Origin of the sequence: Micromonospora olivasterospora, from assembly GCF_007830265.1 — a bacterium.
GTDB lineage: Bacteria > Actinomycetota > Actinomycetes > Mycobacteriales > Micromonosporaceae > Micromonospora > Micromonospora olivasterospora.
Window position 1 is genome coordinate 1,775,138 of the sequence record NZ_VLKE01000001.1, and the last position, 22,563, is coordinate 1,797,700.

Sequence of the window (22,563 nt, forward strand, 5' to 3'; positions counted from 1 at the left end):
GGGGGGTCAGATTCCGGGCAGCCGGCCGTTGCGGAACAGGTCGACGAAGAGCTGGTGGTCCTCGCGGGCCCGCAGGCCGTACGCGTGGGCGAACTCGACCAGGTGCGCGACGAACCCGTCGGGGTCGGCGTCCACCGCGGCGACGATCGCCTCCTCCGTGGAGTAGTCGACCAGGTCGTGGCTGGACTCGTCGTCGGCCACCGAGTGCATCCGGGCCACGGCCCGGCCCAGGTCGGCCAGCACCCCGGCCAGCTCCTCCGGCTCGTTGACGTCCGACCAGTCCAGGTCGGCCGCGTACGGGGAGACCTCGGCGACGAGCTGGCCGGCCCCGTCCAGCTCGGTGAAGCCCAGCCACGGGTCGGCGTGCGCCTGCAGCGCCCGCTGCGACTCGGCCGTCCGGTGCCCCTGGTGCCGGAAGTACGCGCGGACCCGCTCGTCGTCGACGTACCGGGCCACGGCCGGGACCTGGGCCTGCTTCATGTAGATGACGACGTCGTTCTCCAGCGCCTGGGTGTGCCCCTCCAGCAGCAGGTTGTACGACGGCAGCCCGGCCGAGCCGATGCCCACGCCCTTGCGCAGCACGACGTCCTTGATGTGCGCCTCCACCGGACGCAGCCGGGCGGAGGACTCGGGCAGGGTGCCGAGGTAGTCCTGGAAGGCGGCGCACACCCGGTCGCGGGTGTCGGCGTCGATCTCGTACACGCCGTCGCCGAGGGAGAACCGGCGCTCGTAGTTGTCGATCGTGGTCTGCGCGGCCAGCAGGTCGACCCGGGTGTTGAGCCGGGCCTGCTGGAGCACCCGGCGCAGCACCCCGTCGGCGTTGTCGAGGGTGATCGAGCCGATGGCGTCGTCCCCGCCGGCGGCGATGGCCCGCAGCTCGGTCAGGTACGACCCGGCGAACCCGGTGACCAGGTCGCTGATCGCCCGGTCGGAGAGCGCCTTGGCGTACCCGAGCAGGGCCACGCTGGCGGCGAAGCGCTTCAGGTCCCACGTGAACGGCCCGACGTACGCCTCGTCGAAGTCGTTGACGTTGAACACGAGCTGCCCGGAGGCGTTCATGTACGTGCCGAAGTTCTCCGCGTGCAGGTCGCCGTGGATCCACACCCGGCTGGTGTGCTCGTCCAGGAACGCCTCGTCGGCGAAGTCGCCGCGCTGGTCGGCGTAGAAAAGCGAGGCGCTGCCCCGGTAGAAGGCGAACGGCGACGCGGCCATCTTGCGAAACTTGCGGCGGAACGCCGCCGGGTCGAGCGCCATCGACGCACCGAACTCCTCGGTGAACACGTCGACGATGAAGGCGGAACGCGTGTCCGCGAACTGGGTCATGGCCGCAGGCTAGTCTCGGCGCGCCACGGGCTCGGCCCTGGCCGCCCCGCCGGTGAAGCCAATTAGATTGGCGGACGAGCCGGCGCAGCCCAGACGCATGGGAGCTGCGGGCCATTCTTGGACAGTTGCCGTTCGGCTGGAACGGGAACTGTCCAAGAATCGGAGCTGCGACGAAAGCCGTCGACCAGCACAGACGGCAGAACGTCGGCCCTGACTAGGGGTGGGCGCTGGTCGGCGGACGTACCGGTGGGGCGGTGAGCGATTCCACCGGGCGGGGCGGCTGCCCACCGGCGACGTCGGCCGGCGAGACGAGCGGGTCCGGTCGGGCCACCCCGCCGACGCCGGACCGCTCGGCGGCGATCTTCTCCTGCAGGCGCAGGATGCCGTGCAGCAGCGCCTCCGGCCGGGGCGGGCAGCCGGGCACGTACACGTCGACGGGGATGAGCTGGTCGACGCCCTTGGTCACCGAGTACGAGTCCCAGTACGGGCCGCCGCAGTTGGAGCAGGCGCCGAACGAGATGACGTACTTCGGCTCGGGCATCTGGTCGTACAGCCGCTTGATCGCCGGGGCCATCTTGTCGGTGACCGTGCCGGAGACCACCATCAGGTCGGCCTGGCGGGGGCCGTGGGCGAACGGGATCACGCCGAGCCGCATGAAGTCGTGCCGGCCCATGCTGGTGGCGATGAACTCGATCGCGCAGCAGGCCAGGCCGAAGTTGAACACCCAGAGCGAGTAGCGGCGGCCCCAGTTCAGCACGAACCGGATCGGCTCCCCCAGCACTGCCGGCAGCTGCACGACCGTCCCCTTTCCGCGCCCCGCCCAGTCAACCACAAGCCCGCGTCCGCCGGCACCGGCCGCCGGAGGGGGCGGCGGGCAGGGCGACGGGACTGTCGGCTAGGCGCCAGACTCGCGCCGCAACCGTCCCGGGGGGCATCGAGTGTCATTCCCGTAACCCCGCCGGCGGCACGGGGTCACCGGCGGGCACGGGGATTCGGAGGAACAGACATGACCAGGACCATCACCCGTCGGCTCGTGGCCGGCTTCTTGGGCGCGGGGCTCGGCCTGCTCGGCGCGGCGCCCGCCGCGCAGGCCACCGCGCCGGGCGACACGTCCGTGTCGGTCGGCCGGCTGGTGCTCGACCCCACCGACCGGGGGTACGCCGGCCGCCTGCCGGTGACGGTCACCTACCGGGGGTCGGCGGCGGCCGACCTGGAACTGACGGTCACCGAGCCGGTGCCCGGGGCGTTCGCCGGGTTGACGCCGACCGGCATGTGTTTCACCGGCAGCCCGACCCCGGTGCGCAAGATCTACTGCACGGTGCCCGGAGGCGCCCTCCAGCCGGGCGAGCGGCGCCGGTTCACCGTCGACTTCCGGGTGCTGACCAGCCCGCGGGCCCACGCGATGTCCGCGACCGGCGGTCGGGTGACGGTCGGCGCCGCGAACGGGACCCCGGCCGACGACGCCAGCGACTTCCCGACGCTGTTCCGCTCGACCACCGGTTCGCTGGACGATCCCCGGCCGTACGTCTGGGACACGCTGACCGACGCGTCACTGGCGGTCGGATCCGCCGTCCTGGCCCGGCAGGGGGACGGAACCTGGCTGGGCCGGCTGCCGGTGACCGTACGGGCGGCCGGCGACGCGGCGCACGACGCGTGGCTGGAGCCGACGCTGCCCGCCGGGGTCAGCCTGGCCGGCATCGAGCCGACGGCGGTCTGCGGCAGCAGCTGCGAGGTGGCCGGCGGGCGGTTCATGGAGGGCGAGGAGCGCACGGTCGCGCTGCTGCTCCGGGCACCCGCCGAGGTCACGCCGGGTGACCTCGGCACGGGCTCGGTGCGGCTGGTCGCCACGTTCGGCTGGGGTGACGAGCTGGTCGACGTCGACCCGGCCGACAACACGGCCGCCTTCGGCGTCACCGCGGTCCCGGCCGGCTGACGACGATGACGCAGACGGATGCGCGGCCGTGGGTTGCCCCACGGCCGCGCACCCCCGCCCCGGCCGATGCGGGCATCCCGCGACGAGCACTGACGATCGAGGTGAGCAGCACGGTGCGGGAAGACGCCGGTCCGGGCTTCGACGAGGTGTACCGCCGGCACTTCCAGCCGCTGGTGGTGCAGCTCTACACGTTCGTCGGGGACCTGGGGGAAGCCCAGGACCTGGTGCAGGAGGCGTTCAGCCGGGCCTGGCCACGCTGGCACCGGATCAGCCGCTACGACGACCCGGTGGGGTGGGTCCGCCGGGTGGCCTGGAACGCCGCGGCCAGCCGGTGGCGCCGACTGCGTACGGCACGGCTGTTCCAGCAACGGCAGCGGCTGGAGTCGGTGGACGGCCCCGGCCCGGACCGGGTGGCGCTGGCCGCCGCCCTCCGGGCGCTCCCCGCCGACCAGCGACGCGCGGTGGTGCTGTTCTACATCGCCGAGCTCAGCGTCAACGAGATCGCCGAGGACTGCGGCGTGGCGCCCGGCACGGTCAAGTCCTGGCTGCACCGCGCCCGGACCACGCTGGCGGCGCGGCTCGACGAGCACGATCCTCAGCGACGGGACGGCGGCCGGCCCGGGACGTCCCACGCGGCCCGAAGGACGGTGGACTGAGATGGACCGTCGACACCAGGAAGCGGACCGGCTGGCGAGTGCCTTCGCCGACCTGCGCGCCGCGAGCCTTTCGCGGGTCGGCGAGCCCGACCCGGACGAGCCGCGCCGCCGGGCGTACCGCCGGCGGCGTAGCCGGGCCGTCGTCCCGGGCGTCGCGGCGGCGGTCGTCGCCGTGGCCGGAGCCGTCGGGCTCGTCGGCACCGGCACTCCGCCGCCCCGGACCTCCGGCACCGACGACTCTCCCGCCACCGAGCTCCCTTCGGCCTGGCCGAGCACCGGATCGACCACCCCCGCGCCGGGCCCGTCGGCCACCCAGAGCCAGGTTCCCTCGGCGACGCCCGGGAGCCCGTTCTCCCCGTCGCCGGCACCGACGCCGACGACCGCCGCCCCGACGCCGTCCGCTTCCCGCCCGAGCGGTACGCCGTCGGCGACCTCGACCCGCTACCTCGACCTGTCGATCACGGCACCGCGGTCGGTGACCCTGCAACCGTCCGGCGACGCGTACGCCGGTTGGCTCGACGTCACCATGGCCAACGCCGGCACCCGGACGTACGACAGCGGCGACCTGATCGTGGTGCTGCCGGTGGAGGCGACGATCGATTTGAACGGCACCGGGATCGGCGGCTGCTTCCACCAGGGGCAGGACGACGACACGAAGACGATGTTCTGCACGGGAGACGGGCGGATACCCGCGGGCGGCTCGCGGTCGTACCGGATCGGGGTGCGGGTGGACATCGCACCGGGCGGCCCGGCCCGCACGCTGTCCGGCCTCGCGCTGACGGTCCGCGCGAACGTCGACGGCGGGTTCCCCGCCGACCGCACCCCGGGCGACAACACCGCCCGGACGGACCTGGAACTGCCGGGCCGGGTGACCCGTTCCGGGTGACGCGGGACGCCGGTACTCACCAGACCGGGCGTTGCAGCAGGCCGACGAACTCGGCCAGCAGCCGCTCCCGCAGGGCCGGCGGGGCGGCGTTCAGCAGCGCGTTCACGGGGGCCATCCGGTCCGGCGCGCCGCCCGCGCCGGGCCCGCCCGGCCCCGGCCGGGCCAGGCCGAGGCCGGCGGCGAGGCCGGCGACCAGCTCCGGGGTGAGGGCGTCCGGGGTGAGCGAGGCCGCGCGGGCGGCCAGCTCCCCGGGCAGCTCCACCGGGCCGGCCGCCCGGGCCGCCGCCACCGCCTCGGCCAGGTCCGCGCGGAACTCCGCCACCCCGGGGGCCACCGCGGCGGTCACGGTGAGATGCACGCTGGCCGGCAGGCCGGCGTACGCGAGCTGCGGCTGGGTGTGCCAACCGCGCGCGGTCAGCTCGTCCACCAGCACGAACAGGTCGAGCCCCGGGTCGGCGGAGGTGAGGCAGACCACGGTCGACTCGGGCTCGACGAGCAGCCGCAGCCCGTCCGTACCCCGCACGGCGTCGGCGAGCCCCGCCACCGCGTCCCGGGTCGACGCGGCCAGCCGCAGGTAGCCGTCCTCGCCGAGGTGGCGCAGGGTGGCGTACGCGGCGGCGATCGGACCGCCGGACCGGGTGGCGGCGATCACCGGGTTGACCATGGTGTACCCGGGCCAGTCGGCGTACGCGAAGTACTGGGGGGCGCGCAGCGCCGGGTCGCGGTGCAGCAGCACCGAGACGCCCTTCGGGGCGTACGCGTACTTGTGCAGGTCCACGGAGATCGAGGTGACCCCGGCGACGGCGAAGTCGAACGGCGGCACGGGCGCGCCGAGCCGGCGCAGCCAGGGCAGCGTCCAGCCGCCCAGACCCGTCCATGGCGCCGAATGCTACTCACGCTGTGGGTGAGGTCACACCCCCTCGTTCGGGGACCAACCGGCTGCCGACATGTCCACCCCGGACGGGCGCAGCGGGCAGCCCTCCGCGCGCAGCCGGGCCCGCGCCTCGACCTCGTGCCCGGGTGGCAGCCGGCCGCCCGCGGTCACCACCCGGTGCCACGGCACCCCGCCGCCGTGCCGGGCCATGATCGACCCGACCAGCCGCGCCGACGCCCGGCCCGAGCGCTCGGCGAGCGCGTCGGCGACCGCCCCGTACGACATCACCCGGCCCGGCGGGATGCGCTCGACGAGCCGCAGCACAGCCTCGACGTACTCCTCAGGTGTCATGATCTGCCACGATATGGGATCACCGACGGGCCCGGCAGACCCGAGCGAGCAGAATGGGCGGGTGCGCGAAGCAGTCACCTCAGCCCGGAGGATCGTCGTCAAGGTCGGCTCGTCCTCGCTGACCACCGCGGCCGGGAGACTGGACGACGCGCGGGTCGACACGCTGGTCGACACGCTCGCCGCGCTCGCCGCCGACGGCCGCGAGGTGGTGCTGGTCTCGTCCGGGGCCATCGCCGCCGGGCTCGCACCGCTCGGGCTCCGGCGGCGCCCGCGCGACCTGGCCACCCAGCAGGCCGCCGCCAGCGTCGGCCAGGGCCTGCTGATCGGCCGGTACGCGGCCGGCTTCGCCCGGCACCAGCTGACGGTGGGGCAGGTGCTGCTCACCGTCGACGACGTGACCCGACGGGCGCACTACCGCAACGCGTACCGGACCCTGCGCAAGCTGCTCGACCTGCGGGCCGTGCCGATCGTCAACGAGAACGACACGGTGGCCACCGAGGAGATCCGCTTCGGCGACAACGACCGGCTCGCCGCCCTGGTGGCCGCGCTGGTGCACGCCGACCTGCTGGTGCTCCTGTCCGACGTCGACGCGCTGTGGACCGGCGACCCGGCCCGGCCGGGCTCCACCCGGATCGCCGAGGTCCACGACGAGCGGGACCTGGCCGGGGTCGAGGTGGGCGGCGCGGGCCGCGCCGGGGTGGGCACCGGCGGCATGGTCACCAAGGTCGAGGCGGCCCGGATCGCGACCGGGTTCGGCATCCCGGTGGTGCTGACCGCCGCGTCCCTGGCCGCCGGGGCGCTGGCCGGCGAGGCCGTCGGCACCCTGTTCCACCCCGAGCGGCGGCGGCCGGCCGCCCGGCTCTTCTGGCTGGCGCACGCCACCACGCCCCGCGGCCGGCTGCACCTCGACGACGGCGCGGTCGCGGCGGTGGTACGCCGGCGCAAGTCCCTGCTGCCGGCCGGCATCACCGCCGTGGACGGGGCGTTCACCGCGGGCGACCCGGTCGACCTGGTCGACGCCGGGGGCGCGCCGGTCGCCCGGGGACTGGTCAACTACGACGCGGTGGAGCTGCCCGGGCTGCTCGGCCGCTCGACGGGCGAGCTGGCGGTGGCCCTCGGCCCCGCGTACGAACGTGAGGTCGTCCACCGCGACGACCTGGTACTGCTATAGGAGGAGTGCAGGATGAGCGTGGTGGAGCAGGCGCGCCGGGCGCGGGACGCGGCGGAGGCGCTGGCCGTGGCCACCCGTACGGTCAAGGACGCCGCGCTGGTGGCGATGGCCGACGCGCTCGTGGCGCGTACCCCGGAGATCCTCGCCGCGAACGCGACGGACCTGGCCGCCGGGCGCGAGGCCGGGCTGAGCGCGGCCGTGCTGGACCGGCTCGCCCTCGACGCGGGCCGGGTGGCCGGCATCGCCGACGCGCTGCGCCAGATGGCCGCGCTGCCCGACCCGGTGGGCGAGGTGGTCCGCGGCTCGACCCTGCCCAACGGGCTGGAGCTGCGGCAGGTCCGGGTGCCGTTCGGGGTGGTCGGCATCATCTACGAGGCCCGCCCGAACGTGACCGTGGACGCCGCCGGGATCTGCCTGAAGTCCGGCAACGCGGCGCTGCTGCGCGGCTCCTCCTCGGCGGCGAACTCCAACGCCGCGCTGGTGGCGGTGCTGCGGGACGCGGTCGCCTCGGCCGGCCTGCCGGCGGACGCGGTGCAGCTGCTCGACGCCACCTCCCGCGACTCGGTCAAGGAGCTGATGCGCGCCCGGGGGCTGGTGGACGTGCTGATCCCGCGCGGCGGGGCGTCGCTGATCCGCACGGTGGTCGAGGAGTCGACCGTGCCGGTGATCGAGACGGGGGTGGGCAACTGCCACGTGTACGTCGACGCCGCCGCCGACGTGGCCAAGGCCGTCGCGATCACCCTGAACGCCAAGACGCAGCGCCTGTCGACCTGCAACACGGCCGAGTCGCTGCTGGTGCACGCGGGCGTCGCGGACGCCTTCCTGCCGCCGGTGCTGGCGGCGTTCGCCGGGGCCGGGGTGACGGTGCACGGCGACGCCCGGGTGGCGGCGTACTCGGACGCGGTGGTGCCGGCCACCGAAGAGGACTTCGCCACGGAGTACCTGTCGGCCGACATCTCGGTCGCCGTGGTCGACTCGCTCGACGCGGCGATCACCCACATCCGCCGGTACGGCACCGGCCACACCGAGGCCATCGTCACCGACTCGGCCGGCGCGGCCCGGGAGTTCGTGGCCCGGGTCGACGCGGCGGCGGTCATGGTCAACGCCTCGACCCGTTTCACGGACGGCGGCGAGTTCGGGTTCGGCGCGGAAATCGGCATCTCCACCCAGAAGCTGCACGCCCGGGGCCCGATGGGCCTGCCCGAGCTGACCTCCACGAAGTACGTGGTGACCGGCGACGGCCACCTGCGCTGACCGGGGCGGGGCCGGTACGACGAGGACCCGCACCCCGTGGGTACGGGTCCTCGCTGCGCCGGCCGGGCCGGCGGTGGATCAGTAGACGGTCACGCCGTACGCGCTGGCCGCCTCGGTGACGGGCTGGAAGAAGGTGGTGCCGCCGGTCCTGCAGTTACCGCTGCCGCCGGAGGTGATGCCGATCGCCTTCGTCCCGTCGTACAGCGCGTTCGCGGCGGTGAAGCCGCCGGGGTGGCTCAGCGCCGCGTTGTCGTAGCGGACCAGGGCGTAGTCGTTGCCCGGGAAGCTGGACCCGGCGGTCGGGCCGATGAGCGTGGTCTGGCTGGAGTTGGCGTACCAGGTGCTGACCACGTCGCCGCAGTGCCCGGCGGTGAGGAAAGGCCGCCGGTTGCGTCGGCGTCCCTGCCGCGCCGTCGAGGTCGAGACTCGGGGGGGCGCACCTCGGCGGACACTGTAGCGGAGGATCTACCGTGTTCGACTCGTGCGCAAGGCTTGGTCGTCCATGGACCTGCGTTGACCCGGGAGTCAGCGGCAGGCGCGGATCGCGGCGAGGGTCGTGTGCACGTCGAACTGGGGCCCGTCGTCGCTCTCCCAGCCGCCGTCGCTGCGCTGGGTCTCGGCCAGCCGGCGACGCGCGGCGACCAGCGTCCAGTGCTGCCCGCCCATGCCGACGCGGCACAGGGTTGCCGCCAGCCAGGCGGCGTTGGCCGGGGACAGCTGCGGCATCCGGTCGGCGAGCACCACCTGGATCCGGGCCGACTCGTAGAACATCTCCTGCCGGTGCAGCACCGCCGCGCTCAGCCAGCCCGTGGCCAGGTACGACGGCCAGGTCCCGTCCGGGTGCAGCCGGCCGGCGAGCGCCTGGGCGGCGACGTGCACGACGCCCGCGTACGCGCCGCCGACCCGGTGGTCCAGCGGCCCGGCGGCCCGCGCGTCCAGGCCCGCGACGGTCAGCCAGAAACCGGCGTTGGCGGTCAGGTAGAGACGGGCCTCCTCGTCGCCCGGCCGGGCCCACTCCGGCGCGGCGGGAGCGAGGGCCGGATCCTCCTCCCAGCCGCCGTCGGCGTGCTGGCGGGCGGCCAGCCAGTCCAGCGCCCGGCGAGCGGCCGGTCGGCCAAGGGCGCCGAGGTCGTCCAGCTCCGCGAGCCGGAAGCAGGTGGCGTCTACCGAGGCGACGTCGTCGCCCCAGACCGCCGGCCAGCCGCCGCCGGGCAGCTCGCCGGCCTCGACGCTGTCGAGCAGTTCCGGCGTCGGTGCGGCGCCCGCGCGCAGCCAGGAGAGCCGGGCGCGGTCCACCGCGTCGCCGTGCGCCATTACGAAGCCGATCGCGGCGTCCAAGTCGACCACGCGGTCACGCTACCGGCGCAAACGCGTTCCCACCTCGGATGGTCGGACGACCGACAACCGCGAAAAGGGGCCCCTCCGCGCCGGAAGGGCCCCATCCTTCGCTCAGTAGGCGGGCAGCGACGGATCGACCTGCTTGATCCAGGACAGGACGCCGCCCTGGACGTGCACCGCGTCCCGGAAGCCGGCCGCCTTGACGGCGGCGAGCGCCTCGGCCGAGCGGACGCCGGACTTGCAGTGCAGCACGATCTGCCGGTCCTGCGGCAGCCGGGACAGCGCCTCGCCGGAGATGATCTCGCCCTTGGGGATCAGCGTGGCGCCGGGGATGCGGACGATCTCGTACTCGGCGGGCTCGCGGACGTCGACCAGGAAGATGTCCTTGCCCGCGTCCTGCCACTCCCTGAGCTCCAGTGCGGTGATGGTCGCGTCGACCACCGCCTCCTGGGCCTCCTCGGAGACGGCGCCGCAGAAGTCCTCGTAGTCCTCCAGCAGGTCGGTGACCGTCGGGTTCTCGCCGCAGAGGGCGCAGTTCGGGTCCTTGCGTACCTTGATCTTGCGGTACGTCATCTCCAGGGCGTCGTAGACCATGAGCCGGCCGACCAGCGGCTCGCCGATGCCGGCGAGCAGCTTGATCGCCTCGTTCACCTGGATCGAGCCGATCGACGCGCAGAGCACGCCGAGCACGCCGCCCTCCGCGCAGGAGGGGACCATGCCGGGCGGCGGGGGCTCCGGGTAGAGGCAGCGGTAGCAGGGGCCGTGCTCGGCCCAGAACACCGACGCCTGGCCGTCGAACCGGTAGATCGACCCCCAGACGTACGGCTTGCCGAGCAGCACCGCCGCGTCGTTGACCATGTACCGCGTGGCGAAGTTGTCGGTGCCGTCGACGATCAGGTCGTACTGGGAGAAGATCTCCCGGACGTTGTCCCGGTCCAGCGCGGTGTTGTGGATCTCGACGTTGACCAGCGGGTTGATCTCGCGGATCGACGCGGCGGCGGACTCGGCCTTGGACCGGCCCACGTCGGAGACGCCGTGGATGATCTGGCGCTGGAGGTTCGACTCGTCGACGGTGTCGAAGTCGATGATGCCGAGCGTCCCCACGCCGGCGGCGGCCAGGTACAACAGGGCCGGCGAGCCGAGGCCGCCGGCACCGACACACAGCACCCGGGCGTTCTTCAGCCGCTTCTGCCCCTCGACCCCCACGTCGGGGATGATCAGGTGGCGCGAGTAGCGGCGGATCTCGTCTACGGTCAGCTCGGCGGCGGGCTCGACGAGCGGGGGCAACGACACGGTGGACTCCCCGGGACGACGGACGGTGACGCGCCATTGTCACCCGCCGCGGGGCCTGTCGGCCATGAGCAGTGACACGTCGCCCGACATGCGGGAGCGGGAATAACTCAGACCCCGTCGACCGGCTCGCCCTCGTACCGCGATCCGTCCAGGTAGGGCCAGGGGTTGGCGACGCAGCCGTCCAGCCCGTACGTCTGCTGCTGCATCACCGGCGCGGGCGCCCCCGGCCGGGGGCAGGCCTGGTGCACCTCGCCGAGCTCGTGGCCCACCTCGTGGTTGACCACGTACCTCCGGTAGACGTCCAGCGGGGCGCCGTAGTCGGGGACGGCCTCCATCCAGCGAGCCAGGTTGATGATCACCTGGCCGGGCAGCCGGCAGGAGGTGTACCCGTCCGTGGCCAGCCCGCCCAGCGCGCACATCCGCTCCGAGGTGGCCGGGGTGGCCAGGTAGACCGTGAAGTCGGCCGCCGGGTCGGCCACCCGCTGCACCCGCAGCTCGCCCGAGGCGATCCAGCTGCGCGGGTCGCTGAGCACCTCGTCGACCGTGGCCGCGAACGCGTCCGCGTCCTGCCCGGTGCCGTCCTCGACGGCCACCCGGTAGCGGCGCAGCGGCCCGCCGCCGCCCCGGACCGGCGACTCTCCCTCCGCCGTGGCGAACCGGCCGGCCCCGCTGCTCGGCCAGCCGCGCGGCGTCGCCCGGCCGGCCGCTCCGCCCGGGTCGTCCGGGCCGGTCCGACGCGCGACGTGGGTCGCGTCGGGGCCGGCCGGGCCGGGTGCCGCCCCGCCGCCGAGGAGCAGGGCCGCGGCGGCGACCACCGCCGCCAGCGCGGCGAGGCCGCCGAGCAGGGTACGCGCACCCGGGCGCCGCGACCGGGCACCGTCCGGAGTCGGACGGGCCGAGCCGGACGGCCCGGGTGGGGAGGAGACGCTCATGCCCTCAGGGTGCCAGGCGAACCGGGCGCATTCGGGCCGTTCCGGCGCGTACCGTGAAAATCACTCGGATTGGCGGCGTACCGGTCAGAGCGGCGGACCGGCGTACCGACGGCCGTCCAGGTACGGCCACGGGTTGGCCACGCAGCCGTTGAGGAACAGCGTCTGCTGCATCATCACCGGCGCCGGCCGGCCCCGCTTCGGGCAGCGCTCGTGCCGGTGCCCCAACTGGTGCCCCACCTCGTGGTTCACCACGTACATCCGGTAGACCGCCAGCGGCACCTTCGCCGACACGTAGTGCGGCACCGAGGCCCGCCACCGGTCCAGGTTGATGATCACCTTCCCCGGGGCGCGGCACGAGGTGTACGGCCGACCGCCGACGCGGATGTCCACGCCGCCCGCTGCGCACATCCGGCCCGCCGTGCGGGCGGTGGCGAGGTAGACCGTGAAGTCGTAGCGGGCGTCCCCGGGCACCCGCTGCAACCGCAGCCGGCCGCTGTCCACCCAGCTCCCCGGCCCGGCCAGCGCCTCCTCCACCGCCGTGCCGAAGGCGTGCACGTCCTCCTCCGAGCCCTCCTCGACGGCCACCCGGTAGTGCTGCAGCGTCCCCGCCCGGCCCAGCACCTCCCCGGCCCGGTCGTCGTACCGGAAGCTACCCTGCCCGGCCGAGGGCACCGGGCCGGGCAGCCGGAGCACCGGCGCCGCCTCGACCGGGTCGGGGCTCGCCGATGGCGACGCGGCGGCCACGGTCGGCTCCGGTGCCGGGTCGCCGAACTGGTCCGCCGCGGCCACCACCTCGCGGTCGGCCGGCGGCCCCTCCGACGCCCCGACGTCCAGCGCTGGCCGGGCCAGCAGCAGCGCACCGCCGGCCAGGAGGCTCGCGGCCAGCGCGACCAACGGGCACACGGACCGGCGCCGCCGCCGGGCGGCCCGGGTGGTCGGGTGGTAGGTGGCCGTCGGGAAGCGGTGACGGGGGCGGGGCGCGGACATCCCGGTCAGCCTGCCACGTCGGGCCGCACGGCGCTGTCCTCCGTTACGGCGAGCCGCGCGACGCCGTCCCGCGGCTCGGCCAGCAGCGCCAGCACCGCCCGGGCCACCGTGCGGGGCACCTCGAGTTGGGCCACGTGCCCGACCCCGCCGAGCATCAGCAGCCGGCTGTCCGGGATGACCCGGGCGGCCTGCGGGGCCACCCGCACGTCGACCAGCCGGTCGTGCGTACCGCCGATCACCAGCGTCGGCGCGCGCACCGCCGCGGCGAGCCGCCACAGCGACCCGGCCCCGGGCAGGTACGCGCGCAGGAAGCTGGAGACCAGGCCCCGGAACGTACGGACGTACGCGGCGGCGTGGTGGGCCGTCTCGTAACGCACCCGGATCTCCTCCAGCGCCTCCAGCCGGCGCTGCTCGCTGATCCGGGACAGGTCGGCCACGCAGGACTCCATCACCTGCTGCGCCATCACCTCCGGGTCGAGCCGGGCCAGTCGCCAGGCGGCCAGGCGCTCGCCCCGGGGCACCGCCAGCAGCGGCAGCATCCGGCCCTGCAACGAGCGGCGGAAGTCGAGGAACGGCAACGCCGGGGAGATCAGCGTCAGGGTGCGGACGAGGTCGGGGCGCAGCGCCGCCACCCGTACGGAGACCGCCCCGCCCAGCGAGTTGCCGAACAGGTGCACCGGCCCCCGGCCGGAGTGCTCGATCCAGCGCACCACCCGGTCGGCGAAGGCCGGGACCGTGTACCGCTGCCCCGGCTCGCTGCGCCCGAACCCCGGCAGGTCGATGGCCTGGCCGTCGAGCCGGCCGGCGAGCAGCCCGGCCAGGTCGGTCCAGTTCTGCGACGACCCGCCGAGCCCGTGCACGTAGAGCGCCGGCTCCGCCTCCGGGGCGGTGGCCGGGGTGTCCCGGACGTAGGTGACCGTGCCGTCGAGGCGCACCTCCCGGCCCGGCCACGGCGGCGGACAACCGTGCTCCGGGAGGAGGTGCTCCGGCCCGAGGGTGGCGCGCTTCATGCTCTCAGTCTGCCCGCCGCCGTACGTCAGGCGAGCAGCGCTTCCAGCCGCCGGTTGACCGCCGCCAGGGTGGCCCGGACGACCGCCTGCCGCGGGTCCCCGGCGACCAGCGCCGACCCGGCGAGCTGCTCGACCCAGCCGTCGCAGACCAGCAGCACCACGACGGTCGCCACCTCGCAGTTTCCGAACGGCACCACCGCCGCGTGGTCCACGAAGCACCGCCCCCGGTCGGCCTCCCGCTCCCCGCCGCGCAGCAGCTGGTCCACCGCCGCCGCGGCGGCGACCGCGCAGAGCCGCAGCACGTAGCCGTCGACCGCCGGCCCGGTGGCGTACCCGGCGGCGTTCTCCGTCCCGGCGAGGAGGCGCACCTCCACGTTGGCGTCCAGGCCGTACGTGCTCACCTGGACGTGGTCGATCACCACACGGGGCCCCGGCACCCCGCCGGTGTCCAGCGGTCGCGACGGCGCGGCCTCCGTCATGGTCAGCTGCGCGCCGGAGTACGAGGCGGCGAGCGTCGCGGGGCTGCCGGTGGCGGCTCCGGCCGGGGCGGACGCGGCGGCCGGCGGAACCTGGCCGGCCTCGTCCACGGCCGACCGGCCCCGCTGCATGGTCGTCTGGCGACGCCGGCGCGGCGGGTCCCCCGCCGGGTCGGCCCGGCGCTCGGCCCGGGTCGGCGCGTCGGCGCCCGCACGCCCCTCCCGGCTCCCCGTCCGGGCCTCCGGCCCCCGGTTGTCGGCGCGCGCCTCGGCGGCACGGCGACGCACGGGCGGGGGCGGGCCGCTGGGCAGCCCGGGGACGTTCTGCGGGGCGGCGGCCAGCCCCATCCGCTCCTGGAGCATGCGGGCGACGATCCGGCTCACCTCGGCCGGGTCCGCACCGTCGGCGAGGTCGAGCCGGAGGCTGTGCGCGCCGGCCGGCGTGCGCCGCAGCGAGGCGTCCCGCACCCCGGCCACGCCCCGGACGGCGTCGAGGATCGCGTTGACGTCGAAGCCCTCGGGCCGCTCCTGCGGCGGGGCGGGCTCGTCGTCGCGTCGTAGATGGGTGGCGATGCGGGCGAGTTGGGGGGTCTCGGCGTGGGGCTCCACGGCTGACGGCTCCGGCACGACGGGCACGTCCGGCTCGGCGGGGACGCGCTGCGGCAACACCGCCTGGTCCGGGCCCCGCCGCTGGTCCTCCCGCACGGGGGTGGCCGGGGGTGCCGGGTCGGGCGCGGAGCGGCGGGCCGCGTAGGGGGGCGCGCTCGTCGGGGCGGGCGTGGGGAAGCTGCGGTCGGGCCGCCCGATCCCGCTGGTGGCGGGTCCGGCGGCCGGCCCGGCACCCGCCACGGTCGGTGGGCTGCCGGGAAGGTCGGCGGGCGGCGGGTCCCCGGGAAACCGGGGCAGGCGGAACGGCCGCGCGGACCGTACCTCGGCCGGGTCCACGGCCGCGGTGGGCGGGTCGTCGGCCGGGGCGGACGCGGGGTGTCCCCCGGCCCAGGCCGACCGGTCGACCGGCTCCGGGGCGGGCTGGGCGGCCGGGTCGTACGCGGGGCGCGGCTCGGGCTCGGAGCGGTTGACGTCGGGACGGTTGACGTCGTACGGCCGGGGGGCCTCGGCGCGCAGCGGCTGGTAGGGCCGCGGCGACTCGTCCCGCGCCGGCTCGTACCCCCGGGTCGGCTCGGGCTCGTACCCCCGGGTCGGCTCGGGCTCGTACCCCCGGGTCGGCTCCGGGCCCAGCCGGCGGTCCGGTCCTCGCGGGACCGGCGGCCCGCCGGCTCGTCGTCCTCCCGGGACCGGCGACCGACCGGTGCGCTGTCCTCGCGGGACCGGCGACCGGTTGGTGCACTCTCCTCGCGCGACCACGGCGGCGCCCAGCCCCCGCCCCAGCTCGGTCGGTTCCAGTCGGGGCCGGCCCAACCCGGCTCGGGCGGCGTCCCGCGCTCGTCGGCGCGGTCCGCGGCGGCGGGCGGGTACCCGGCGCGGTCCTCCCCCGGCGGGCGGGACGGGCGGTCGTCGAGCGAGGGGTACGCGGACTCGGCGGGCGGGCGAACGTGGGGATCCGGCTCGTCGGGCGGAAGGCGATCCGCCCAGCCGGACGTGGGGACGGCGGACGCCGCGGGGCCCGGGCCGGACCGATCGGCGACGGAAGCGTGCAGGCCGGGCGGCACCTCGAAGCCGGACGCGGCGGTGCCGACCGGCGGCACCTGCATCGCCGGGGGCGCGGACGACGGGACGCCCGGATCCGACCAGCGGCCGGCGCGGGGCGCCGGCGGTTCCTCCGAGGCGTGTCGGGCGGAACCGCCGTCCGGCTCGGCGGCGCCGTGCTGGCCGGCCGAACGCTCCATGGCCGGGGCGGGCCGCTGCGCCGGGACCGCCAACCGGTCGCTGTCGGTCTCGCGCACCGGCGGCGCGCTCACCGGGGCCTGGCGGACCACCGGCGGCTCCTCCCCGGCGCGACGCACGTCGGGACCGTGCGAGTGGCCGTTGACCCGGCTCGGCGGCTCCGCGTCGGGAGCCGGCAGCGGGGCGGGCAGGTCGCCGTGGCGCGGCGACGAGGCGGCCCAGCCGGAGGCCCCCTCGGCCCGGCGCCACGGCAGGCCCTCCCGCGACCCGGCGCCGTCACCGGACCAACCGGCCGCCGCGGGCGCCCACCCGTTGCCGGAACGGGCCAGGTCATCCTGCTGACCCGTCCCGTCGCCGTGCTCTCCCGGGGTGGCGGCACCGGGTTGCCCTGTTTCACTCACCACGCGCTCCTTGGTCGCCCCCGCTGAGGCTACCGTGTGGTGACAGTGGCGATAAGTTACAGCGGCGGGCCAATTCCGGCCGGGGTCCACGGGCGCCGACCGGTTCGGGGGAAAAGTGCCGGCTCGTACGAACAAACTCGGAGGTTCCCATGACGGCTGTGGGGAACGGCGCTCACACCGCCGGCCGGCCCACGCGCCTGCCCCGCTCGGCGCGGCGCAAGCAGCTGCTCGCGGCGGCGCAGGAGGTGTTCGTCGCGCAGGGCTACCACGCTGCGGCGATGGACGACATCGCCGAGCGGGCGGGGGTCTCCAAGCCGGTGCTCTACCAGCACTTCCCGGGCAAGATGGAGCTCTACCTGGCGCTGCTCGACACGCACTGCGACGCGATCGTGGCCAAGGTCCACGACGCGATGCGCGGCACCAACGACAACAAGGAGCGGGTGAGCGCGTCGGTCCGCGCATACTTCGACTTCGTCGACCACGAGAGCGAGGCGTTCCGCCTGGTCTTCGAGTCCGACCTGCGCAACGATCCGGCCGTCCGGCAGCGGGTGGAGCGGGTCGAGCAGGGCTGCATCGCGGCGATCACCGACACGATCATCTCCGACACCGGGGTCAGCCGGGCGCACGCCGAGCTGCTCGCCTCCGGCCTGGTCGGGGCGGCGGAGACGGCGGCGCAGTTCTGGCTGGCCGAGGGTCGGCAGGTGCCCAAGGCCGACGCCGAGGCGCTGGTCGCCGCCCTGTCCTGGCGCGGCATCGCGAGCTTCCCGCTGCAGGGTGAGTCAGCCTGAACATCCGGCCCCGAGATCGGATAGCCTTCCCACGGCGGCTTTTTCGCCCCAGTTGAGGAGGCACCGTGGAGGTCAAGATCGGCGTGCAGTACGCGCCGCGCGAGCTGGTTCTGGAGAGCGCGCAGTCGCCGGCCGAGATCGAGCAGATCGTGACCGACGCCCTCGCCAAGGGGGAGGGGACGCTCTCCCTCACGGACGAGAAGGGCCGTCGGGTCCTCGTGCCGGTCGGCAAGGTCGCGTACGTCGAGATCGCCGAGGCGTCGCCGCGGGCGGTCGGGTTCACCGTCCGCTGATTCCCTATCGAGGATCGGTTGTCAAGAGGGCGGGTTGCTTGACGGTCCGTGACGGTGTCGCGGAGGATTCGGGTGGGGAAGGTCGCCTCGTTCGTACGCTTCGAGCGTCTTTTTGATCATGTCCCGTGAGGGCTTGGTGAGGGGCCTTCCCCGCCCTGCGCTTGGTGCTGCGCCGCCTGCGGCGGATCTCCTCGGTCACGGTCCACTGCTGCGCGATGATCTGTTTCGCCTGCTGTGGGGTGACCGGCGTGCCGTCGACGTCGCAGATCACGTACGGCATGCGGCGGCGCATCACGGTCCAGAGCCGTTCGGCGAGCCGGGCCGCGACCACACAGCTGGCTTTGAGGTGTTCGGCACCGCGTTCGACCATCTGCTGGTGGTAGATGCGCGCGAGCTGCGGGTCCTGCTTGCGAGCCCAGTCCGCGGCCCGGATCAGAGTGGCCCGGGCCAGCCGGGAGCCGGCCTTGGACATCGGCTGGCCCTTGCGGTCGGTGTCACCGGTCTCTGACGCGCGCGGCGCCAGCCCGAGGTATGACTTGAAGTGCGCCGCGGTGGGGAACCGGGTGGCGTCACCGATGACCGCGGTCATCGCCGGTCCGCCGACCTCGGCCAGGCCGGGCAGGCTACGGGCCAGCTGCATCGGGTCGACCCACCGGTAACAGGTCTCCCGTTCGGCCGCGTGCGCGGCCAGCTCGGTGGTGATGGCGCGTAGTAGCCGCACCTCGGTGGCGATCTCGGCGGCCAGGTCGGTGAACGCGACCGCCGGGTGATCACCGTAGAGGTCGACCGCCGCTTGGGCGGCGACCAGCCACTGCTCGGCGCGCGCCGCGCCCTGGTGGTTGTGGGACGCCTTGACGATCAGCGCGGTCAGCCGGGCCCGGCCCAGCCGCAGCAGGGCACGCGGGTCGGCGTAGCGTTCCAGCACCGCCAGGTCGGCCTTGCCCAGATCACCGGTCAGCGGGGTGCACGGCATCACCTGCCGGACCAGGTCCTTGATCCGCACCTTGTGCTCGGACGCGGCCATGGTCAGCCGGTCACACGCGCGCACCCGCCGGTCCAACGCCGCCGCTGCCGCATCCGGCAGTTCGAGGGGCCGTAGCCCGTCCGGGTCGATCAACGGCAAGCGGGCCAGGGTGTCCGCGTCAATGCCGTTGGACTTCGCATGCCGCGACAGGAACCGGCGCAGATCCGCCGCCTTCGCACTCGACACCCGGAACACCAGGTGCCCCCGAGCGGTGAAGAACACCGCGATCGGCAGCCACGCCGGCCCGGTCGGCTCGATCACCACCTCCAACCGCGTGCCCGGCGCCGCCCCGGCCAACGCCGCGGACTCGATCATCGACAAGCTGTCCACCGTCGGCTCGCACCGCCGCCGGCACACCTCCCGTCCGGCCTCGTCACGCACCCGTACCGTGTGCGCCGACGCGATCCCCAAATCGATACCGACCAACCTGCGCTGCATCTACCGCCTCCCCGGACACGTACACCAGCTACCACTCCGGCGATCCGCGCAGGTCAACACCGCACGACAGCCACGGTCCCAAGGAGGCAGAGCAGTCCGACGACGGCTCCCACTCATGTGCTGCAACCGGACCCGGCCTCGCAGGGCCGGCCCACTTCCCTCATCCGGGACATCCGTGGCCAGACCAGCGGTAGCAATCAGCGGTACGAGGCTCTCCCTCAGACCCCAACTCGTCGCCACCCACCGGACCAACCGGGATGCTCATCCAATCCCAGGACCACCGGGCTGATCAAGCACCGGAGTTCCTTACATGACCCGTCCGGTTCCGGGGGCGGGTGGGCCGAGACGCACCCGCCCCGGCACCGCGCCGGCCCGGTCGGTCGCCTGGCACGGCGACGACCACCAACCTGCCCGCTGCCGGCCGGGCACCGGCGACCTGGGCACCGGCGTCGACCCACTGGGGCCGACGGTCAGTTGTTCAGGCCGACCGCGGTCATCCGCTCGGTGTGCACGGCGGTCAACCGCCCGAACAGCTCCTGCGCATCCACCCGGCCGCCCTGCGCGACGAGCGCCGTGAGCGCGCCCCGGTCGGCCGCGGCGACCCGCCCGGCCTGGGACAGCGCCTCCCCGACCAGCCGTCGGGCCCACATCGACAGCCGGTTCGCCGCCCGCGGGTCCGCCTGGAGCGCGGCCCTGAACTCCGCCGCGGCGAACTCGGCGTACCGGGACTCGTGCAGCACGTCCAGGACCAGCCGCCGGTCCGGCTCGTCGAGCCCGCCGGCGATCTCCCGCAGGAAGTCGTCGCTGATCCCGTCACCGACGTACGCCTTGGTGACCGCCTCCAGCCAGTCCTTCGGCTCGGTCGAGTCGTGGTACGCCTGCAACGGCTCGACGTACGGCGCCATCGCCTCCTCTGGAGGCACGCCCAGCGCGGCGAGCCGGCCGGCGAGGCGCCGGAAGGTGCCGATCTCGGCGGCGGCCATCTCGCTGAGAACGGCCCGGCGGCGCAGGTCGGGCGCGAGCCGGGCGTCGGCGGCCAGCCGGTCGAAGGCGAGCAGCTGGCCAAAGGCCACCAGACCGAGCAGGTCGACCACGGCGGGGCGGTGCGCGTGGGGGTCGGACACGAGCGCAGGCTACCGCCCGGGCGCGCGGCGCAGGGGCCCCGGAGGGCCGACGCCGGCGAGTGACGCAAGTCACAGGGGCTGACCCCGGTCGACGGCACCCATCCCTGGAACAGGAACGACACCCGGACGGTTCAGGTAGTATGTAGCAGTTGCCGTGGGCCACCGACCTGGTCGAAGTACCCGATCCGATCGAGGTCCCGCCCATGGCGCGCGTGCGGCCCGGCCCGGCCCGGCGATCCCCGCCCCCCGACCGTGTGGCCCGCGCCATTACCGACCGCGCCCTGAGGACAGAAGGGGCGCACCACGAGAGGGCACCCCTAAATCCATATGAGCGAGCAGATTTTCGATCCCACAGAGGGCCAGGCGCTGGCCCCGACCGCTCCGGTCCGTCCGGAGGCTCCCACCTTCGCCGCGCTCGGCGCCCGGCCCGAGACCGTCGAGGCGCTGGCCGCGGCCGGCATCACCCGCGCCTTCGCCATCCAGGAGTACGCGCTCCCGATCGCGCTGCGCGGCAGCGACCTGATCGGCCAGGCGCCGACCGGCACCGGCAAGACCCTCGGCTTCGGCGTACCGCTGCTGGAGCGGGTCTTCGCCCCGTCCGAGGGCGGCGACGGCCTGCCCCAGGCACTGGTCGTCGTCCCCACCCGAGAGCTGGGCCTCCAGGTGGCCAAGGACCTGGACACCGCCGGCCGGACCCGGGGCGTCCGGGTGCTGCCGATCTACGGCGGCGTCGCGTACGAGCCGCAGATCGAGGCCCTGCGCCGAGGCGTCGAGATCCTGGTCGGCACGCCGGGCCGGCTGCTCGACCTGGCCAAGCAGAAGCACCTGCGGCTCGACCGGGTGCACGCGCTGGTCCTGGACGAGGCCGACCGCATGCTCGACCTGGGCTTCCTCGACGACGTCGAGAAGATCCTGGCGATGCTGCCGGAGGACCGGCAGACCATGCTGTTCTCGGCGACCATGCCGGACCCGATCGTCGCGCTGTCCCGGCGCTTCCTGCGCCGGCCGGTGACGATCCACGCCGGGCACACCGCCGAGACCGGCCCGTCGCCGCAGACCACGCAGCTGGTCTACCGGACCCACTCGATGAACAAGGCGGAGATCGTCGCCCGCATCCTGCAGGCGCAGGGCCGCGGCCTCACGATGATCTTCACCCGGACGAAGCGGGCCGCCGACCGGCTGGCCGAGGACCTCGACTTCCGGGGCTTCGCGGTGGCCGCGGTGCACGGCGACCTGGGCCAGGGCGCCCGGGAGCGGGCGCTGCGCGCGTTCCGGGCCGGCAAGATCGACACCCTGGTCGCCACCGACGTGGCCGCCCGCGGCATCGACGTCGGCGGCGTCACCCACGTCATCAACTACGACTGCCCGGAGGACCAGGACACCTACACGCACCGGATCGGTCGCACCGGCCGGGCCGGCGCCACGGGCGTCGCGGTGACCTTCGTCGACTGGGACGACATGCCCCGCTGGCGGATCATCGACAAGACGCTGGGCCTGGACATGCCCGAGCCGCCGGAGACGTACCACACGTCGGCGCACCTCTACACCGACCTGGACATCTCCCGCGACATCACCGGCACGCTGCCGACGGCGGAGCGTACCCGGGCGGGGCTGGCGGCCGAGGTCGAGGAGGACCTCGGCGGCCGTTCCCGGCACGGCGAGGGCGGCGGCCGGGGCTCCCGGCGCGGCACGCGCCGCCGGGGCCGGTCCGGCGACGTCGCCGGGCCGGACGCCGAGACGCCGGCCGAGGCGACCGAGGGCACCCGCACGCCGCGCCGCCGGCGCCGCCGCCTGGCCGGCGAGGTCGTGGCCGGCTCGCCGGCCACGGTGATCCCCACCGAGCCCGCCGCGAGCAAGCCGGTCGCGGTCACCGCCGAGGGCGAGCCGGCGAAGCCGCGCCGCCGCCGGCGCCGCCGCGGTGGCGGGTCCGGCGCCGGTACGCCCGTCGAGGCGACCGCCGACTGACCCCGCACCACACGTCGACATCCCCCGTCCCGGGCAGCCCCGGCGCGGGGGATGTCCCGTCTCCGGGGCCCGACGGGACGCTCAGCGGCGGTCGCCGTTGCCGCCCCGGGTGGTGAACCGCTCGGCGTCGGGGGACACCGTCGGGAAGGGCACGACCTTGCCCGGGGTCTCCGCGCCGAGGGCCCCGCCCGTGTTGCCGGC

Annotated in this window: 18 protein-coding genes and 3 pseudogenes; 8 read left to right on the forward strand and 13 right to left on the reverse strand. The window is 75.0% G+C overall.

Annotation, left to right across the window (positions count from 1 at the left end):
* Window positions 1-6 precede the first annotated feature (6 nt).
* Both JD77_RS08075 and JD77_RS08080 read right to left on the reverse strand, forming a co-directional pair.
* Window positions 7-1,323: a DUF2252 domain-containing protein gene (locus tag JD77_RS08075; protein ID WP_145773724.1), complete on the reverse strand. Its 1,317-nt coding sequence runs from the start codon at window positions 1,321-1,323 to the stop codon at window positions 7-9.
* 214 nt (window positions 1,324-1,537) lie between these two features.
* Entirely contained in the window at window positions 1,538-2,119 is a 582-nt protein-coding gene (locus JD77_RS08080; protein WP_145773725.1) for an NADH-quinone oxidoreductase subunit B, read from the reverse strand.
* A 210-nt stretch (window positions 2,120-2,329) separates the two neighbouring features.
* On the opposite strand from JD77_RS08080, the gene JD77_RS08085 reads away from it, so the two are divergent.
* Genes JD77_RS08085 through JD77_RS08095 form a run of 3 tightly spaced genes read left to right on the forward strand, consistent with a single transcriptional unit; the run spans window position 2,330 to window position 4,798 of the window.
* A complete protein-coding gene (locus JD77_RS08085; RefSeq protein WP_145773726.1) occupies window positions 2,330-3,256 on the forward strand; it encodes a hypothetical protein in 927 nt (308 codons plus the stop codon).
* A 5-nt stretch (window positions 3,257-3,261) separates the two neighbouring features.
* The gene (locus JD77_RS08090) at window positions 3,262-3,912 is read left to right on the forward strand and encodes an RNA polymerase sigma factor (protein WP_145773727.1); all 651 of its coding nucleotides are present in this window, start codon (window positions 3,262-3,264) and stop codon (window positions 3,910-3,912) included.
* 1 nt (window position 3,913) lies between these two features.
* Window positions 3,914-4,798 carry a hypothetical protein gene (locus JD77_RS08095; protein ID WP_145773728.1) on the forward strand — a complete coding sequence of 295 codons (885 nt, stop codon included), beginning with the start codon at window positions 3,914-3,916 and terminating at the stop codon, window positions 4,796-4,798.
* 16 nt (window positions 4,799-4,814) lie between these two features.
* On the opposite strand, the pseudogene JD77_RS08100 reads toward JD77_RS08095, so the two are convergent.
* Window positions 4,815-5,663 (reverse strand): annotated as a pseudogene (locus JD77_RS08100) (aspartate aminotransferase family protein); the annotation flags it as partial.
* Between the two features lie 45 nt (window positions 5,664-5,708).
* Window positions 5,709-6,023 carry an MGMT family protein gene (locus tag JD77_RS08105; RefSeq protein ID WP_145773729.1) on the reverse strand — a complete coding sequence of 105 codons (315 nt, stop codon included), beginning with the start codon at window positions 6,021-6,023 and terminating at the stop codon, window positions 5,709-5,711.
* Between the two features lie 61 nt (window positions 6,024-6,084).
* Here JD77_RS08105 and proB point away from each other — a divergent pair, with 61 nt between their 5' ends.
* Together proB and JD77_RS08115 are read left to right on the forward strand one after the other, a co-directional pair.
* On the forward strand, window positions 6,085-7,194 hold the full coding sequence (gene proB / locus JD77_RS08110; RefSeq protein ID WP_387226876.1) for a glutamate 5-kinase: 1,110 nt from the start codon (window positions 6,085-6,087) through the stop codon (window positions 7,192-7,194).
* A 12-nt stretch (window positions 7,195-7,206) separates the two neighbouring features.
* Window positions 7,207-8,448: a glutamate-5-semialdehyde dehydrogenase gene (locus JD77_RS08115; protein WP_145773731.1), complete on the forward strand. Its 1,242-nt coding sequence runs from the start codon at window positions 7,207-7,209 to the stop codon at window positions 8,446-8,448.
* Between the two features lie 78 nt (window positions 8,449-8,526).
* Here the strand turns inward: JD77_RS08115 and JD77_RS08120 are convergent.
* The 7 genes and pseudogenes from JD77_RS08120 to JD77_RS08150 form a co-directional block, all read right to left on the reverse strand.
* Window positions 8,527-8,826, reverse strand: a pseudogene (locus JD77_RS08120) (chymotrypsin family serine protease); the annotation flags it as partial.
* A gap of 147 nt (window positions 8,827-8,973) precedes the next feature.
* Window positions 8,974-9,890 (reverse strand): annotated as a pseudogene (locus JD77_RS08125) (prenyltransferase/squalene oxidase repeat-containing protein).
* Window positions 9,891-9,897: 7 nt separating this feature from the next.
* A complete protein-coding gene (gene moeZ, locus JD77_RS08130) occupies window positions 9,898-11,079 on the reverse strand; it encodes an adenylyltransferase/sulfurtransferase MoeZ (RefSeq protein WP_145773732.1) in 1,182 nt (393 codons plus the stop codon).
* A gap of 107 nt (window positions 11,080-11,186) precedes the next feature.
* Window positions 11,187-12,011 (reverse strand): DUF3152 domain-containing protein, encoded by an 825-nt coding sequence (locus JD77_RS08135; protein WP_145773733.1) that lies wholly within the window; start codon window positions 12,009-12,011, stop codon window positions 11,187-11,189.
* A gap of 84 nt (window positions 12,012-12,095) precedes the next feature.
* Window positions 12,096-12,998, reverse strand: a complete 903-nt coding sequence (locus JD77_RS08140) for a DUF3152 domain-containing protein (protein WP_145773734.1) — start codon at window positions 12,996-12,998, stop codon at window positions 12,096-12,098.
* A gap of 5 nt (window positions 12,999-13,003) precedes the next feature.
* Complete coding sequence (locus JD77_RS08145; protein ID WP_145773735.1) at window positions 13,004-14,008, reverse strand: alpha/beta fold hydrolase; 1,005 nt, start codon at window positions 14,006-14,008, stop codon at window positions 13,004-13,006.
* Between the two features lie 26 nt (window positions 14,009-14,034).
* A complete protein-coding gene (locus JD77_RS08150) occupies window positions 14,035-15,903 on the reverse strand; it encodes a hypothetical protein (RefSeq protein WP_145773736.1) in 1,869 nt (622 codons plus the stop codon).
* A 976-nt stretch (window positions 15,904-16,879) separates the two neighbouring features.
* Here JD77_RS08150 and JD77_RS08155 point away from each other — a divergent pair.
* The gene (locus tag JD77_RS08155) at window positions 16,880-17,518 is read left to right on the forward strand and encodes a TetR/AcrR family transcriptional regulator (protein WP_145773737.1); all 639 of its coding nucleotides are present in this window, start codon (window positions 16,880-16,882) and stop codon (window positions 17,516-17,518) included.
* Between the two features lie 65 nt (window positions 17,519-17,583).
* On the forward strand, window positions 17,584-17,811 hold the full coding sequence (locus JD77_RS08160; RefSeq protein ID WP_145773738.1) for a DUF3107 domain-containing protein: 228 nt from the start codon (window positions 17,584-17,586) through the stop codon (window positions 17,809-17,811).
* A gap of 4 nt (window positions 17,812-17,815) precedes the next feature.
* Here JD77_RS08160 and JD77_RS08165 read toward each other — a convergent pair whose 3' ends face one another.
* Together JD77_RS08165 and JD77_RS08170 are read right to left on the reverse strand one after the other, a co-directional pair.
* Window positions 17,816-19,273 carry a transposase gene (locus JD77_RS08165; protein WP_145773578.1) on the reverse strand — a complete coding sequence of 486 codons (1,458 nt, stop codon included), beginning with the start codon at window positions 19,271-19,273 and terminating at the stop codon, window positions 17,816-17,818.
* 470 nt (window positions 19,274-19,743) lie between these two features.
* A complete protein-coding gene (locus JD77_RS08170) occupies window positions 19,744-20,397 on the reverse strand; it encodes a ferritin-like fold-containing protein (RefSeq protein ID WP_145773739.1) in 654 nt (217 codons plus the stop codon).
* A gap of 327 nt (window positions 20,398-20,724) precedes the next feature.
* Here JD77_RS08170 and JD77_RS08175 point away from each other — a divergent pair, with 327 nt between their 5' ends.
* Window positions 20,725-22,362 carry a DEAD/DEAH box helicase gene (locus JD77_RS08175; RefSeq protein ID WP_145773740.1) on the forward strand — a complete coding sequence of 546 codons (1,638 nt, stop codon included), beginning with the start codon at window positions 20,725-20,727 and terminating at the stop codon, window positions 22,360-22,362.
* Window positions 22,363-22,563: the final 201 nt, after the last annotated feature.

Coding starts and splice junctions, on each gene's coding strand:
- JD77_RS08105 (WP_145773729.1), bottom strand. CDS start 6,023: ATGACACCTGAGGAGTACGTCGAGGCTGTGCTGCGGCTCGTCGAGCGC.
- JD77_RS08155 (WP_145773737.1), top strand. CDS start 16,880: ATGACGGCTGTGGGGAACGGCGCTCACACCGCCGGCCGGCCCACGCGC.
- JD77_RS08135 (WP_145773733.1), bottom strand. CDS start 12,011: ATGAGCGTCTCCTCCCCACCCGGGCCGTCCGGCTCGGCCCGTCCGACT.
- JD77_RS08075 (WP_145773724.1), bottom strand. CDS start 1,323: ATGACCCAGTTCGCGGACACGCGTTCCGCCTTCATCGTCGACGTGTTC.
- JD77_RS08115 (WP_145773731.1), top strand. CDS start 7,207: ATGAGCGTGGTGGAGCAGGCGCGCCGGGCGCGGGACGCGGCGGAGGCG.
- JD77_RS08165 (WP_145773578.1), bottom strand. CDS start 19,273: ATGCAGCGCAGGTTGGTCGGTATCGATTTGGGGATCGCGTCGGCGCAC.
- JD77_RS08085 (WP_145773726.1), top strand. CDS start 2,330: ATGACCAGGACCATCACCCGTCGGCTCGTGGCCGGCTTCTTGGGCGCG.
- JD77_RS08140 (WP_145773734.1), bottom strand. CDS start 12,998: ATGTCCGCGCCCCGCCCCCGTCACCGCTTCCCGACGGCCACCTACCAC.
- JD77_RS08175 (WP_145773740.1), top strand. CDS start 20,725: ATGAGCGAGCAGATTTTCGATCCCACAGAGGGCCAGGCGCTGGCCCCG.
- JD77_RS08090 (WP_145773727.1), top strand. CDS start 3,262: ATGACGCAGACGGATGCGCGGCCGTGGGTTGCCCCACGGCCGCGCACC.
- JD77_RS08095 (WP_145773728.1), top strand. CDS start 3,914: ATGGACCGTCGACACCAGGAAGCGGACCGGCTGGCGAGTGCCTTCGCC.
- JD77_RS08145 (WP_145773735.1), bottom strand. CDS start 14,008: ATGAAGCGCGCCACCCTCGGGCCGGAGCACCTCCTCCCGGAGCACGGT.